Source organism: Belnapia sp. F-4-1, from assembly GCF_000802185.1.
Lineage (GTDB): Bacteria > Pseudomonadota > Alphaproteobacteria > Acetobacterales > Acetobacteraceae > Belnapia.
Window position 1 is genome coordinate 1,429,505 of the sequence record NZ_KN676113.1, and the last position, 12,443, is coordinate 1,441,947.

Sequence of the window (12,443 nt, forward strand, 5' to 3'; positions counted from 1 at the left end):
GGCGACCGCCTCCTCCGGCGCCGCCACCACCATCGGGCGGTCGGCCGCGAGGCGCGGGGCAAGCGTGCTGAGGCGGGTACGGACGCCCCATAGCGCGCCCGGGATATGCGCCTCGCGGAAGTCGATGGAGCGGGAAAGCTGGACGACCTGGGCGCCGCCCTCGGCGAGCAGGGCCGAGAGCTCGGCGGGGGTGACGGCCTCCGCTCGGATGGAATCGGCCTCGGGGCAGGCCGGGCGCCAGGGGCCGGTCTCGAGCGGGCCGGTGAGGCCGTCCTCCAGCACGTAGACTTCCCACTGGCCGAGCTGGCGAAGCCAGCCGCCGGCCATGCGGGCGCGGACGCCGGTGTCGTCGACGAGGATGATGCGGGCGCCGCGGACGGCGACCCATTGGTCGGTCGCCTGGACGAGCTGGCCGCCGGGGGCGCTGCGGCTGCCGGCGAGGTGGCCGGCGGCGTACTCCGCCGGGTCGCGGACATCGAGGAGGTAGGTGGTCCGTGCCGGGTCGGCGAGCAGCGCGGGGAGGCCAGTGCTGCGGAGCGTCCTCACCCCGGCCCGCTCGGCGAAGGCGGTGGCGCGGGCGAGCGCGGTCGGCAGGCTCTCAGGCGTGCCGGGGCGGTAGCTGTCGGTGCGGCCGGTTTCGCAGGCGAAGCCGGCCAGCTCCCAGCCCATGGTGCCGTTGCGCAGCGCGACGACCTTGTTCGGCAGGCCGGCGCTGCGGAGGCTCTCGGCGCCCATGATGCTGCGGGTGCGGCCGGCGCAATTCACCACGATCGTCGTCTGCGGGTCGGGGGCGATGTCGCCGATGCGGTAGACCAGTTCGCCGCCCGGCACGTCGATGGCGCCGGGGATGGACATGCGGCGGAACTCCTCCATGGGGCGGCTGTCGAGGATGACCATGCGCTCGCCGCCCTCGCGCATCGCCTGCAGCTCGGCCGGGTCGATGGAGGGGGTGTGGTAGTGGTGCTCCACCCATTCGCCGAAGGCCTTGGAGGGCACGTTGACGCCGGAGAAGAGGACGTAGCCGGCGGCCTCCCAGGCCGGGGTGCCGCCCTCCATGACCGAGACGTCGGTGCAGCCGATGCCCTCCAGGTAGGCGGCGAGGCGCTCGGCGAGGCCACCCTCGCCCCCATCGACGCAGGCGATGCGGGTGGCGAGGCGGGGGAGGATGGCGCGCGCCCGCAGCTCGGCGCGGGAAAGGCCGCAGGGATTGGCCCAGAACAGGTGGGAGCGGCCGAACTCGCCATCCTCCCGCGCATCGAGGATGGCAAGCTCCTGCCCGTCGCCGATCCAGGATTTGAGGGTGGCGGGGGTGATCGTCCTCATGCGCGGAGTCCCATATGTGATGGAGGCTTCGCCTCCATGGCGGCACCGGCCTGCTCCCCCACCCGGCCGCCCCCTCGGGCAGGACGGTCATGGGTGGCCGGTCGGAGAGCGGGCCTCGGCCGAAGCGTTTCCCGCGGCGAAGGGTATGGCGCGGAGGAGTGGACAGCAACACGGGCGCGGGCCAAATGAGCCCATGCGTCGATCGAGCCAGACCCCGCCTGCCCCCCGCCGTCCGCCCCAGCCGGAGGCACGTGGGGGAGCCGGCGGCCTCTGGCTCCACGGGCTGCACGCTGTGGCGGCGGCGCTCGCCAACCCGGCGCGGCGGCTCAAGCGCCTTCTGGTGACGGAGGATGCGGAGGCGGCGCTGGCAGCGCGGCTCGACGGGCGCTGGCGGGTGGCGCCGGAGCGGGTGGAACGCGGGCGCTTCGCCACCTTCCTGCCGGAGGATGCGGTGCACCAGGGTGCGGCGCTGCTGGTGGAGCCGCTGCCGAACCTGACCCTCGACCGGGCGGTGGAGCATGGCACCGGGCCGGTGCTGGTGCTCGACCAGGTGACGGACCCCAGGAACATCGGCGCGATCCTGCGCTCGGCCGCGGCCTTCGGCGCCTCGGCACTGGTGATGCAGGACCGGCACGCGCCGCCGGAGACGGGGGCGCTGGCGCGGGCCGCCTCCGGCGCGCTCGAGATTGTGCCGGTGGTGCGCGTCGTGAACCTCGCCCGAGCGCTCGACGAGCTGAAGAAGGCGGGGCTCTGGGTCGTCGGGCTGGCGGGCGAGGCGCCGGTGACGCTGGCGCAGTCGGGCCTTGGCGGGCGGCGGGTGGCGCTGGTGCTCGGTGCCGAGGGCGACGGGATGCGGCGGCTGACACGGGAAGGCTGCGACGAGCTTTGCCGCCTGCCCATCGCGCCGGAGATGGAGAGCCTCAACGTTTCCGCCGCGGCGGCGGTGGCGCTCTACGAATTGGGCCGGAAATAAAACGGAGGAAGGCGATGGGCGCGGCGGCGGAGGCGATTCTCGAGGCGGGACGGGCGCGGCGGGTGCTGGCGCCGCTCGGCGCCGCGGCACCCGGCACCGAGGCCGAGGGCTATGCGGTGCAGCGCGAGGTGGCGGAGGCCTTGGGCGCCCTGCCCCCGGCCGGCTTCAAGATCGGCGCGACGACGCGGAAGATGCAGGAGTATCTCGGCCTCGGCGGGCCGGCCGCGGGCTTCGTCACGGCGGCGAGCGTCAATCCGAGCGGGACGGAGTTCCGATTCGCGGATTTCGTCGCTCCCGGCGTCGAATGCGAGATCGGGGTGCGGCTCGGGCGCGACCTGCCGGCCGGGCCCTGCACCCGGGCGCAGGCGGCGGAGGCGGTGGCGGAGCTGTTCCCGGCCATCGAAATCGTCGAGCGGCGCTATGGCGACCTCGTGGAGCTGGGGACGCCGACGCTGATCGCCGACCGGGTCTTCCATGCCTCGGGCGTGATCGGGGCGCCAATTGCGGGCTGGCGGGGGATCGACCTCGCGGCGGTGCGCGGCCGCTTCCATGTCGGCGGGCAGGTGGTGGCGGAGGGGCATGGGCGGGAGCTGCTCGGCCATCCGCTGGAGGCGCTGGCCTGGCTGGCGGGCTCCGGCGCGGCCCGGGCCTTCGGCGGGTTGCGGGCGGGGCAGGTGGTCTGGCTCGGCTCGGTGACGCTGCCGGTCTGGCTGGAGGGTCCCTGCGAGGTCGTCGCCGATTTCGAGGGGCTGGGCGAGGCGCGGCTCCGCCTGACGTGATGCCGGTGGCAAGGGGCGGTTAACCAGGGTGGGGCATGATGACGGTGCCGCCATGTGGCGGCGTAGTAGTGGCTTCCGCCAGGACGGCGACAGGGATCGGGAAACCCCATGCCGCCCGCCGACTGGAATCTGCTGACCGACGACCTGCAACTCGCCCTCTCGCGCGAGGCGCTGCGTCGTGCCACCGAAACCCTGGCCGAACACGCCAGGCTCCTCGCCCTGGAGATGGAACACGGCACGCTGACCGATCGTGGCGGGCCGGAGGCGCTGCGCCTCTTCGCCGCAGTCGTGACGGCGACCAGCCAGGATGCCTTCGGGCCCATCGGCCATGCTTGAGCCGGAGCGCGGGCCGGACTAAGCGGCTGGGGCCATTGCTGCCCGAGGACCCATGGTTGACCCGCTGCTCTTCGCCCTTGCCGTGCTCGCCGTGCTGGCGACGCCCGGGCCGACCAATACGCTGCTGGCGACCTCGGGGGCGATGGTGGGCCTGCGCCGCTCCCTGGCGCTCGTGCCGGCGGAGGCGGCGGGGTACTGCATCGCCATCCTGACGCTCGGGCTGGTGCTGGGGCCGGTGATGGCCGGGCAGCCGCTGCTGGCGGCGGCGCTGCGGGCCGCGGTCGGCGCCTATCTGCTGGTGCTGGCCTGGCGCCTGTGGCGGCAGGGCGCCAAGGGGATGGTCGGCACGGTGGCCGGGGCAGGGCTGGTGCGGCCGGGGCAGTTGTTCGTCACCACCCTGCTCAATCCGAAGGCGATCGTCTTCGCGCTCGGCATCCTGCCCTTCGGCAAGGTGCCGGTGCTGCCCTACATGCTCGGCTTCGTCGCGTTGCTGGCCTCGGTGGCGGTGGCGTGGATCGGGCTCGGCGCGGTGCTGGGGCAGGCGGCGGCGCGGCGGGGCATCGCCGGGGTGGTGCCGCGGGTCGGGGCGACGGCGGTGGCGGGGTTCGGCATGCTGCTGCTGGTCGGGCCGCTGCTGCGGTAGGGGTCAGGCCTTGCCGAGCAGCACGTAGAGGCGCGCGGCCGGGGGCCAGGCGGCGGTGATCGGCGCCTGATAGGCCAGGAGCGCGGTGGCGAGGCCGGCCAGCGCCAGGGCGGAGGCGGCCCAGGCGGCGGCAAGGGCGAGGCCAGGACGGCGCGACGGGCGGGGCGGGTCGATCGGCTGGTGAGCGCGGTGCTGGGCCGGAATCGGCGGCGGCACGGGACGCGGGGGCTCGGGTTCCGGTGCCGGCTCGGGCGCGGGTGGCGGCGGCGCTTCGGCCTCCTCGCGCCATTCGTGCCGGCATTTCACGCAGCGCAGCAGGCGGCCGCCGGCGATCAACCTCTCGGGGACATCGTAGGCGGCCTGGCACTGGGGGCAGAGGATGCGCATCGGGGCCGTAATGTGCGGCCCCCCTGCCCGCGCCGCAAGCGCCCGTACGGGCCTTGGCGCGCCGCCTCGCCGGCGGCATTGTCCGGCCCCATGGTGCGCTTCGATGATGTCGGGCTGCGATACGGGTCCGGGCCAGCGCCGGAGGTGCTGCGCGATGTCAGCTTCGCCCTGCCGCAGGGCAGCTTCCACTGGCTGCTCGGGCCGTCGGGCGCGGGCAAGTCCTCGATCCTCGGGCTGATGCATCTCGCCCTGCGGCCGAGCCGGGGCGAGGTGGAGGTGCTCGGCCAGCCCCTCACCCGGCTGCGGCGCGGGGCGCTGCCGGGGCTCAGGCGCCGGATCGGCGTGGTCTACCAGGATTTCCGCCTGCTGCCGCACCTCACCGTCTTCGACAACGTGGCGCTGCCGATGCGCATCGCCGGGCGGGCGGAGGCGCAGCTGCGGGCCGACGTGGCCGAGATGCTGCGCTGGACGGGACTCGACGGGAAGGCGGGGGCGCTGCCGGCGACGCTCTCGGGCGGCGAGCAGCAGCGGGTGGCGCTGGCCCGCGCGGTGGTGACGCGCCCTGCCCTGCTCGTCGCCGACGAGCCGACGGGCAATCTCGACGGCGCGCAGGCGCGGCGGGTGCTGGCGCTGCTGCGCGAGATGCATCGGCTCGGCACCACGGTGGTGGTGGCGACGCATGCGGAGGGGCTGGTCGCCGAACACCCGGCGCCGGCGCTGCGCATGAGCGAGGGGCGGCTGGTGGCGCATGGCTAGACCGCCAAGGGTGAGGCGCAGCCGGGGGCGGGATCCGCTCGGGCTGCGGCGGGCGCTGTCGGACCGGTTGCTGCCGGCACTGGTCGCGGCGATGGCGCTGCTGGCCGCGCTCGCCCTGGCCGGGGCGCAGGGCGCGGCGGAGCTGACGGCGCGGTGGGAGACAGGCGCCGCAGCGGCGGTCACGGTGCAGCTGCCGCCGGGCGCGGCCTCGGGCGGACGGCTGGAGCGGGCGCTGGCGGCACTCGAGGCGCTGCCGGAGGTGGCCGGGGCGCGGCTGATGAGCGAGGCGCGGATGCAGGCGCTGCTGCGGCCCTGGCTCGGCGAGGCGCCAGCCGTCGCGCTGCCGCTGGTCATCGAGCTGCGGCTGGCCGAGTTGCCGGCCTCGCCCGAGGCGCTGGCGGAGCAGATCGCGGCGGCGGTGCCGGGCGGCGTCGTCGAGTCGCATGGCGTCTGGGTGGCGCGGCTGGTGGCGCTGGCGCGGAGCCTGCAGGCAGTGGCGCTCGCGGCGCTGGTGCTGGTGGCGGGGATCGCGGCGGCGGTGGTCGCGGTAGCGGTGCGGGCGGGGATCGCGGCGCGGCGGGCGGCGATCGCCCTGCTGCACGACATGGGCGCGACGGATGCCGACATCGCCGGGCGCTTCGCCGGGCGGGCCGGGCTGCTGGTGGGCACCGGGGCGCTGCTCGGGACGCTGCTGGCGGCGCCGGTGCTGGCGGGCTTCGCCGACCTGGCCGCGCCGCTGCTCGGGCGGGTGCCGGCCGGGTCGCTGGCGGGGCTGCCCTGGGAGAGCGTACCCTGGGGGGCGCTCGCCCTGCTGCCGCTGCTCGGCGCGGCGCTCGGCTGGCTGACGGCGCAGGCGACGGTGCGGCGCTGGCTGCGGCGGCTGCCGTGAGCGGCGGGCGGCGCCGGCGGCGCTGGCTGGTGCTGGCGCCGGTGCTGGGCTTCGCCCTGCTGGCGCTCGGCTTCGGCGGGTTCCTGGTCATGGTCTCGCATGGGCCGGGCGAGCCGGAGCGGCACACCGATGGCATCGCCGTGCTGACCGGCGGGGCGGAGCGGGTGGAGACCGGCCTGCATCTGCTGCGCGAGGGGCGGGCAGAGCATCTGCTCGTGTCCGGTGTGCATCCGCAGGTGACGCTGGCCGATCTGGCGCGGCTGGCGGCGCTGGAGCCGGAGGCGCTGGGCGAGCGCGTCAGCCTCGGACCGCGGGCGACGACGACCCGCGGCAATGCCGCCGAGATCGCCGATTGGGCACGGGCCACGGGCATCCGCTCCCTGCGGGTGGTGACGGCGGGGTATCACATGCCGCGGGCGCTGCTGGAGCTGCGGCGGCGCCTGCCGGAGGTGGAGCTGGTCGCCCATCCGGTGGTGCCGGCCCGGCTGCGCGACCCGGCGGCGGGCGGGCGGGCGCGAACCTGGTCGTTGCTGGTGGGCGAGTATCTGAAATTGCTCGCCGCCTGGGCCGGTCTGCCCTACTGGCTCGGCCTTCCCCTGGATCCGCCGCGATGACCTGGCTTCGTTCCGTCCTGTTCAACCTTGCCTTCTTCACCAGCACGGCGATGGTCGCCGTGCTGGCCACGCCTGTCTTGCTGGCGCCGGGCCGCTGGACCATGCCGGTGATCCGCTTCTGGGCCTGGCTGGTGGTGCAGGAGCTGCGGCTGATCTGCGGCATCCGCCTGCATGTGACCGGGCAGGAGTACCTGCCGCAGCAGGGGCCGGCGCTGATCGCGGCCAAGCACCAGTCGGCGCTCGACACCATTGTCTGGCTGCTGCTGGTGCCGCGCTGCTGCTACGTTCTGAAGCAGGAGCTGCTGCGCATCCCGTTCTACGGCTTCCTCGTCGCCAAGGCAGGGATGATCCCGGTGGACCGCGAGGGCGGCGGGGCGGCGATGCGGCAGCTGCTGAAGGACGGCAAGGCGGCGATGGCGGCGGGGCGGCAGCTCGTCATCTTCCCGGAGGGGACGCGGGTGGCGCCGGGGCAGCACAGCCCCTACCAGCCGGGGATCGCGGCCCTGGCCTCGGCGACGGGGCTGCCGGTGATCCCGGTAGCGACCGACAGCGGGCGGCTCTGGGGGCGGCGGGCCTTCCGCAAGCGGCCGGGGGTGATCTCGATCTCCGTGCTGCCGCCGTTGCCGGCGGGGCTGCCACGGCCGGTGCTGATGCGCGAGCTGGAGGCCGGCATCGAGCGGGAGACGGAGCGGCTGATGGCCGCCGGGCCTGTGGATAAAGCCGTGGATGAGTTGGTGCCGACCGCTGCGCCGTGAGGCCAGCCAGGAGCCGCAAGCTGCTGCCCGGGCGGGGTTTTTCCACGGATGGGGGCTGTGCAGCGCCACTCATCCACCGCACATTGCACAGGTTAAGTCATTGATATAGGTGGATATTCCGCGAGATAGCCACAAGGCGTCCCCTGGCCGCCTCCCGAGGCCCGGCAATGATTCGGGCGCAAATTGAAGGGTTTGGGAGATGTGTGGATGCTTTGTTCCTGGGCTTGCTGCCCGGGCGCATGAGCCACGCCTCCTGCGATCATGTCCTAGTCCGGGGGCAACAGGGCGGCGATGCGGTCGAGCGCGGCGTCGCGGATGCCGAGGTCGCGGAGATGGGACACCGTGTTGATGAGGTAGTCCCGATTCGCCCCCGCCTGGCCGATGCCGCGGGCAATGGCGGCGGCGGCGGCCTCCGGTGCCGGGCGGCAATAGGCGGCGTGGCGACGGTCCGCGACATAGGTGACGGCCTGGACAACGCGGCCGCTGTCGAGCAGGCGGATGGGCAGCGGGCGGCGGGTATAGACGATCTCGCCGGCGACGTTCTCCCGCGCGTCGAGATAGGCAAGCGTCGCCTCCGCCGCCTCCGCCGCCACGGTGAAGGCGACGCCGCGGCAGGCGCCGCCGCGGTCGAGGCCGAGCACCAGGCCGGGCTGCTCCGCCGTGCCGCGGTAGTAGCGGCTGGTGAGGCAGAAGCGGCGATGGAAGCCGCGCAGCAGCGCCGGATGCCGGGCCTCGTAGGTGAAGCCGGGGCGCCAGATCAGCGAGCCATAGGCGAAGACGTGGATGGGGTCGGGCATGCGGGTCCGGCGCTCGGCATTCGCGTGCCGCGTGAGGGCGCGGTATAGCGCCGGGCATCATGCCAGCCAAGTCGAACTCCTTCCCGCGCCGCCTCCTCCTCGGGGGGCTGGCGCTGCTGCTTCTGCTCGGACTGGGGCAGGTGGTGCTGTGGCGCTGGATGGCGGGGCAGATGGAGGCCGGGCTCGCCGGCTGGGCGACGGCGCGGCGGGCCGAGGGGTGGGTGGTGCAGCATGGCGCACCGGTGCGCGGTGGCTGGCCGCTCGCCGTGCGGCTGCGCGTGCCGGATTTCCGCCTGGTCTCCGAGGGGATGGAGTGGCGGGCGCCATCGCTCGACCTCGCCATCGCCCTGCTTCGGCCGAGGCGGCTGGAGGTCGGACTGTCGGGTGAGCATCGGCTGCGCCTCGGCGCCCGGGAATGGCCGGTGACGGCGGAGCGGCTGACCGCCAGCCTGCCGGTCGAGCGCCGGGCGTTGCCGAGCGAGGCGGTGATCGAGGGGGGCGGGCTGCGGGCCGGGATGCTCGGCCTGGCGGGACTGCGACTCGATCTGGAAACCCGGGAAGCAGCCGCCGAGGGCGAGGCGGCGCTGGTGCTGCGGGGCAGGACCGACGGGGTCGATCTGCCGGTCGAGGTGGCCGGGCTCGGCCGGCGGCTGGAAAGGGCCGGGCTGGAGGCGGTGCTGACCGGGCCGGTGCCGCCGCCGGGCGGACCGCGGGCGCGGGCGACTGCCTGGCGGGATGGTGGGGGAACGCTGGCGCTGCAAAGGCTCGATCTCGCCTGGGGGCCGGCGACGGCGGTGCTGGCCGCGACCCTCTCGCTCGATCAGGCCTTGCAGCCCATGGGAGCGGGCACGCTGCGGCTCACCGGAGCGGAGGCGGCATTGGATGCGCTGGCCGGCGCCGGGGTGGTGGCGCCGCGCGGCGTGGGAATGGCGCGGGTGATGCTCGGCATGCTGGCCCGCGTGCCGCCGGAGGGCGGGCCGCCGCGGATCGAGGTGCCGGTGACGCTGGAGCGACAGCGGCTCGGCATTGCCGGCATGGCGGTGGGGCGGATCGAGGCCTGGGAGTGGCCGTGACATAAGGGGGTGGTCAGGGGGCGGGCGATGGGCTAGGCTTCGCCCCGATGCACAATCGCTTCTTTCGTACTGCGCGAATTACCGGCCCGGCAGCCTGAGCCGCGCCGTGGGTACGGCGCGTCCGCGCCGCCGGGTTATCCCGCCCACCCACACGCCAGTCCGGAAGCCGATCCCATGTGCACCTCCACCCTCGTCACCGTCCGATTCTCCGTCCTCGCCGAGAGCAGCCCCGGCCTCTTGCCGCGCCTGCTGCAGCCGCTCGCCAAGCGTGACCTGACCGCCGATGCCATGACGGCGCGGCGCGAGGGCGACGACATGCAAGTGGAGCTGGTGCTCGATGCGATGCCAGAGGAGATGGTGCATCTCGTCGCCGGCAATCTCGGGCAGGTGCTCGGGGTGATGGACGTGCGGGTCGATGCCGGTTCCGCCTTGAAAATGGCAGCCTGATTTCCGAGGTTGCGGTGCAGCGCAGCATGGCGCTGCGGCCGTTCCCTCGGCTGGGGCTCCCCTGGCCGAGGGCGGGATAAGGACCAGGCCGATGCTGTGGGATGCCCTGCCGGATGCGTTGCTGCTGGCTCGCATCCAATTCGCTTTCACCGTCACCTTCCACTTCCTTTTCCCGGCCTTCACCATCGGCCTCGCCAGCTATCTCGCGGTGCTGGAGGGGCTGTGGCTCTGGACCGGGCGGGCGGCCTATCTCGACCTGTTCCGCTACTGGCTGAAGGTCTTCGCCGTGAACTTCGCCATGGGCGTCGTCTCCGGCATCGTGCTGTCCTACCAGTTCGGGACCAACTGGTCGGTCTTCGCCGACCGTACCGGGCCGGTGCTCGGGCCGCTGATGGGCTATGAGGTGCTGACGGCCTTCTTCCTCGAGGCAGGCTTCCTCGGGGTGATGCTGTTCGGGCTGGGGCGCGTGGGCAAGGGGCTGCATTTCGCGGCGACGAGCCTGGTGGCCATCGGCACGCTGATCTCGGGCTTCTGGATCCTCTCGGCGAATTCTTGGATGCAGACGCCGGCGGGCTTCACCATCGGGCCGGACGGGCGCTTCCTGCCGGCGGATTGGTGGGAGATCGTCTTCAACCCTTCCTTCCCCTTCCGCTACCTGCACACCATCACCGGCGCCTACCTGACGACGGCGATGATCGTCGGCGCCGTGGGCGCCTTCCACATCCTGCGCGACCGGGCCAACGAGCGGGCGCGGATCATGTTCTCCATGGCGATGTGGATGGCGGCGACGGTGGCGCCGGCGCAGGCCGTCTTCGGCGACATGCAGGGGCTCTGGGCGCTGCACTACCAGCCGCAAAAGGTGGCTGCCATGGAGGGGCACTGGGAGACGCAGCGCGGCGCGCCGCTGATCCTGTTCGGCCTGCCGGACATGGAGCGGGAGGAGACGCGGATGCGGGTCGAGATTCCCTATCTCGGCAGCCTGATCCTGCGGCACAGCCTGGATGGCGAGATCAGGGGCCTCAAGGACTTCCCGCCCGACCAGCGGCCGACCAACGTGCCGCTGGTGTTCTGGTCCTTCCGCATCATGGTCGGCATCGGCTGCCTGATGATCGCGCTGGGGGCGGTTTCGCTCTGGCTGCGGTTCAGGGGGCGGCTCTACGATACGCCCTGGTTCCAGCGATGGGCGGTGGCGATGGCGCCGTCCGGCCTCGTCGCCGTCACCTTCGGCTGGATCACGACGGAGGCGGGGCGGCAGCCTTTCACCGTCTATGGGCTGATGCGGACGGCGGAGAGCGTGAGCCCGATCGCGGCGCCGGCCGTCGCGGCCTCGCTGGCGGCCTTCGTCGTCGTCTACTTCTGCGTCTTCGGCGCGGGCATGTGGTACCTGTTCCGCCTGCTGGGCAAGCCGCCGCTGCCGCATGAGGAGGGGCCGCGGGACGACCAGCCGATCCGCACCGCCGGCATCACGCCCGCGCCCTCGGCGCAGCGGCCGCCGGCGCGGCATCCGGAGCCTGCGGAATGAGCGTCTTGCCGGAGGCAAGCCCATGAGTGCCGAGACCATTGCGACGATCTGGGCCTTCCTGATCGCCACCGCCGTCTTCCTCTATGTCTGCATGGACGGCTTCGACCTCGGCGTCGGCATCCTCTTCCCCTGGATCCGGGGGCAGGAGGACCGTGACGTCTCGGTCAACACCATCGCGCCGGTCTGGGACGGGAACGAGACCTGGCTGGTGATGGGGGGCGCGGGGCTCTTCGCCGTCTTCCCGCTGGCCTATGCCACCATCATGCCGGCGCTCTACATGCCGATCATCCTGATGCTGCTGGCGCTGATCTTCCGCGGCGTCTCCTTCGAAATGCGCTTCCGCGCGGAGACGGAGGGGCAGCGCCTCGCCTGGGACCGCGCCTTTTCCTGGGGGAGCTATGCGGCGACGCTTTGCCAGGGGCTGGCGCTCGGCGCCTTCGTGCAGGGGATCGAGGTGGAGGAGCGCGCCTATGCCGGCGGCTGGTGGGACTGGCTGACGCCCTTCTCCTGCCTCACCGCCGCGGCGCTGGTGGTGGGCTACGGGCTGCTCGGCGCCTGCTGGCTGGTGTGGAAGACCGAGGGCGAGTTGCAGGACCAGGCGCGCGGGCTGGCGCGGCGGCTCGGCGTGCTGACGCTCCTGCTCATCGCGCTGGTGAGCGCGATCATGCCCTTCCTCCAGCCGGAATTCCGGGAGCGGTGGTTCGCCTTCCCGGCGATCCTGGCGGCGCTGCCGGTGCCGGTGCTGGTGGTCTTCCTCGGATGGCGGATGTTCAAGGCGCTGAGGGAGACGGATGGGCACCCCTGGCGGGACGGGCTGCCCTTCCTCTGTGCGCTCGGGCTGTTCTTCCTCGCCTATACGGGACTCGGCATCTCCATGTGGCCAATGATCGTGCCGCCGGAGCTGACGATCTGGGATGCGGCGGCGCCACGGGACTCACAGCTCTTCCTGCTGGTGGGGGCGGCGGTGCTGATCCCGATCATCCTGGCCTATACGGGCTACGTTTATTGGCTGTTCCGGGGGAAGGTGAAGCATGGCGAGGGCTACCATTAGCCGCTGGCTGTGGTTCCTCGGGCTCTGGGCAGCGGGGGTGGTGACGGTGGGAGCCGTCGCCATGCTGCTCAGGGCGATGATGAAGGCGCTGTGAGGCG

At 73.2% G+C, this 12,443-nt stretch carries 16 protein-coding genes; 13 read left to right on the plus strand and 3 right to left on the minus strand.

Features of this window, described 5'->3' with window-relative positions; genetic code table 11:
• Positions 1-1,323, minus strand: a 1,323-nt coding sequence (locus LH62_RS06925; RefSeq protein ID WP_201445440.1) for a rhodanese-like domain-containing protein, incomplete at its 3' end; no start/stop codon positions are given.
• Positions 1,324-1,516: 193 nt separating this feature from the next.
• Between LH62_RS06925 and rlmB the strand changes: the two genes are divergently transcribed.
• From rlmB to LH62_RS06945, 4 genes are all read left to right on the plus strand, one after another.
• The gene (gene rlmB, locus LH62_RS06930; RefSeq protein WP_236552494.1) at positions 1,517-2,296 is read left to right on the plus strand and encodes a 23S rRNA (guanosine(2251)-2'-O)-methyltransferase RlmB; all 780 of its coding nucleotides are present in this window, start codon (positions 1,517-1,519) and stop codon (positions 2,294-2,296) included.
• A gap of 14 nt (positions 2,297-2,310) precedes the next feature.
• A complete protein-coding gene (locus tag LH62_RS06935; protein WP_043360167.1) occupies positions 2,311-3,075 on the plus strand; it encodes a 2-keto-4-pentenoate hydratase in 765 nt (254 codons plus the stop codon).
• 108 nt (positions 3,076-3,183) lie between these two features.
• A complete protein-coding gene (locus LH62_RS06940; protein ID WP_043360169.1) occupies positions 3,184-3,411 on the plus strand; it encodes a hypothetical protein in 228 nt (75 codons plus the stop codon).
• Between the two features lie 52 nt (positions 3,412-3,463).
• A complete protein-coding gene (locus LH62_RS06945) occupies positions 3,464-4,054 on the plus strand; it encodes a LysE family translocator (protein WP_052213830.1) in 591 nt (196 codons plus the stop codon).
• 3 nt (positions 4,055-4,057) lie between these two features.
• Here the strand turns inward: LH62_RS06945 and LH62_RS28130 are convergent, their stop codons facing one another.
• The gene (locus LH62_RS28130) at positions 4,058-4,441 is read right to left on the minus strand and encodes a zinc-ribbon domain-containing protein (protein ID WP_052213832.1); all 384 of its coding nucleotides are present in this window, start codon (positions 4,439-4,441) and stop codon (positions 4,058-4,060) included.
• 90 nt (positions 4,442-4,531) lie between these two features.
• On the opposite strand from LH62_RS28130, the gene LH62_RS06955 reads away from it, so the two are divergent.
• The 4 genes from LH62_RS06955 to LH62_RS06970 are packed head-to-tail and all read left to right on the plus strand — an operon-like array spanning position 4,532 to position 7,455.
• Positions 4,532-5,197, plus strand: a complete 666-nt coding sequence (locus tag LH62_RS06955; RefSeq protein WP_043360172.1) for a cell division ATP-binding protein FtsE — start codon at positions 4,532-4,534, stop codon at positions 5,195-5,197.
• A gap of 10 nt (positions 5,198-5,207) precedes the next feature.
• Positions 5,208-6,086: an FtsX-like permease family protein gene (locus LH62_RS06960; protein ID WP_236552495.1), complete on the plus strand. Its 879-nt coding sequence runs from the start codon at positions 5,208-5,210 to the stop codon at positions 6,084-6,086.
• On the plus strand, positions 6,083-6,700 hold the full coding sequence (locus tag LH62_RS06965; protein WP_236552496.1) for a YdcF family protein: 618 nt from the start codon (positions 6,083-6,085) through the stop codon (positions 6,698-6,700). Before LH62_RS06960 ends, LH62_RS06965 begins: the two co-directional genes overlap by 4 nt.
• On the plus strand, positions 6,697-7,455 hold the full coding sequence (locus tag LH62_RS06970) for a 1-acyl-sn-glycerol-3-phosphate acyltransferase (protein WP_043360176.1): 759 nt from the start codon (positions 6,697-6,699) through the stop codon (positions 7,453-7,455). The genes LH62_RS06965 and LH62_RS06970 overlap by 4 nt, the downstream gene beginning before the upstream one ends.
• A gap of 266 nt (positions 7,456-7,721) precedes the next feature.
• On the opposite strand, the gene LH62_RS06975 is transcribed toward LH62_RS06970, so the two are convergent.
• Positions 7,722-8,252: a gamma-glutamylcyclotransferase gene (locus tag LH62_RS06975; RefSeq protein ID WP_043360177.1), complete on the minus strand. Its 531-nt coding sequence runs from the start codon at positions 8,250-8,252 to the stop codon at positions 7,722-7,724.
• A gap of 59 nt (positions 8,253-8,311) precedes the next feature.
• Between LH62_RS06975 and LH62_RS06980 the strand changes: the two genes are divergently transcribed.
• From LH62_RS06980 to LH62_RS29115, 5 genes are all read left to right on the plus strand, one after another.
• On the plus strand, positions 8,312-9,325 hold the full coding sequence (locus LH62_RS06980) for a DUF2125 domain-containing protein (RefSeq protein WP_043360178.1): 1,014 nt from the start codon (positions 8,312-8,314) through the stop codon (positions 9,323-9,325).
• A gap of 174 nt (positions 9,326-9,499) precedes the next feature.
• Positions 9,500-9,772, plus strand: a complete 273-nt coding sequence (locus LH62_RS06985) for a hypothetical protein (RefSeq protein ID WP_043360180.1) — start codon at positions 9,500-9,502, stop codon at positions 9,770-9,772.
• 91 nt (positions 9,773-9,863) lie between these two features.
• Positions 9,864-11,294: a cytochrome ubiquinol oxidase subunit I gene (locus tag LH62_RS06990; RefSeq protein ID WP_043360182.1), complete on the plus strand. Its 1,431-nt coding sequence runs from the start codon at positions 9,864-9,866 to the stop codon at positions 11,292-11,294.
• 22 nt (positions 11,295-11,316) lie between these two features.
• Complete coding sequence (cydB, locus tag LH62_RS06995) at positions 11,317-12,345, plus strand: cytochrome d ubiquinol oxidase subunit II (RefSeq protein WP_043360184.1); 1,029 nt, start codon at positions 11,317-11,319, stop codon at positions 12,343-12,345.
• A complete protein-coding gene (locus tag LH62_RS29115; protein WP_082012396.1) occupies positions 12,326-12,439 on the plus strand; it encodes a DUF2474 family protein in 114 nt (37 codons plus the stop codon). Before cydB ends, LH62_RS29115 begins: the two co-directional genes overlap by 20 nt.
• Positions 12,440-12,443 lie beyond the last annotated feature (4 nt).

Excerpts from the sequence above, each read along its gene's own strand:
- LH62_RS06970 (WP_043360176.1), top strand. The coding sequence starts at position 6,697 with ATGACCTGGCTTCGTTCCGTCCTGTTCAACCTTGCCTTCTTCACCAGC.
- LH62_RS06935 (WP_043360167.1), top strand. The coding sequence starts at position 2,311 with ATGGGCGCGGCGGCGGAGGCGATTCTCGAGGCGGGACGGGCGCGGCGG.
- rlmB (WP_236552494.1), top strand. The coding sequence starts at position 1,517 with ATGCGTCGATCGAGCCAGACCCCGCCTGCCCCCCGCCGTCCGCCCCAG.
- LH62_RS29115 (WP_082012396.1), top strand. The coding sequence starts at position 12,326 with ATGGCGAGGGCTACCATTAGCCGCTGGCTGTGGTTCCTCGGGCTCTGG.
- LH62_RS28130 (WP_052213832.1), bottom strand. The coding sequence starts at position 4,441 with ATGCGCATCCTCTGCCCCCAGTGCCAGGCCGCCTACGATGTCCCCGAG.
- LH62_RS06955 (WP_043360172.1), top strand. The coding sequence starts at position 4,532 with ATGGTGCGCTTCGATGATGTCGGGCTGCGATACGGGTCCGGGCCAGCG.
- LH62_RS06945 (WP_052213830.1), top strand. The coding sequence starts at position 3,464 with ATGGTTGACCCGCTGCTCTTCGCCCTTGCCGTGCTCGCCGTGCTGGCG.
- LH62_RS06985 (WP_043360180.1), top strand. The coding sequence starts at position 9,500 with ATGTGCACCTCCACCCTCGTCACCGTCCGATTCTCCGTCCTCGCCGAG.
- LH62_RS06940 (WP_043360169.1), top strand. The coding sequence starts at position 3,184 with ATGCCGCCCGCCGACTGGAATCTGCTGACCGACGACCTGCAACTCGCC.
- LH62_RS06980 (WP_043360178.1), top strand. The coding sequence starts at position 8,312 with ATGCCAGCCAAGTCGAACTCCTTCCCGCGCCGCCTCCTCCTCGGGGGG.
- LH62_RS06975 (WP_043360177.1), bottom strand. The coding sequence starts at position 8,252 with ATGCCCGACCCCATCCACGTCTTCGCCTATGGCTCGCTGATCTGGCGC.
- LH62_RS06990 (WP_043360182.1), top strand. The coding sequence starts at position 9,864 with ATGCTGTGGGATGCCCTGCCGGATGCGTTGCTGCTGGCTCGCATCCAA.
- cydB (WP_043360184.1), top strand. The coding sequence starts at position 11,317 with ATGAGTGCCGAGACCATTGCGACGATCTGGGCCTTCCTGATCGCCACC.